1 protein-coding gene is annotated in these 707 nt (G+C 62.0%); it reads right to left on the reverse strand.

The features are described from left to right. Window positions 1-707 (reverse strand): AMP-binding protein (locus tag AC09SL_RS29485; protein WP_479572007.1); only part of this gene is annotated, 707 nt, incomplete at both ends.

The following is a 707-nucleotide window of genomic DNA, read 5'->3' on the forward strand; positions in this document are numbered from 1 at the left end:
GCCTTGCGGTCGAGCTTGCCGTTGGGTGTCAGCGGTAGTGCGTCGAGGCGCACGTAGGCGGCGGGCACCATATACGCTGGCAACTGCGTTTGCAGGTGCGTGCGCAGGGTTTCGATGTCTACGGCTTCGTCCGGCGAGTGTTGGGTGAAATAGGCCACCAGGCGCTTGTCGCCTGGTATGTCTTCGCGGGCCAGGACTACGGTTTCCTTGATGTTTGGCGCCTGGGCGAGCTTGGCTTCGATCTCGCCCAGCTCGATGCGGAAACCACGGATCTTCACCTGGTCGTCGTTGCGGCCCAGGTATTCGATGTTGCCGTCTGGCAGGTAGCGGCCCAGGTCGCCGGTGCGATACATGCGGGCGTTCGCAGTCGTGCTGAACGGGTCTTTCAGGAAGCGCTCGGCCGTCAGGTCCTCGCGGTTCAAATAACCCCGCGCCACCCCAGCACCACCGATGTAGATTTCGCCCGGAACGCCCAGTGGCACCGGCTGCCCGTGTTCATCCAGCAGATAGAACTGGGTGTTCGCCACCGGTTTACCGATATGCGCGGCAAAGCCGTCTTCACGGGCCATCGACACCCAACTCGAATACGTCGTGGTTTCCGAAGGGCCGTAGAGGTTGCACAGGCGCTTGACCTGGGTCTGTTCGAACAACGCTTCCACCAAACTGCGCTTCAAGGCTTCACCGGCGACGTTCACCGTATCGACGCC

It is taken from the genome of Pseudomonas sp. PF05 (assembly GCF_056521845.1).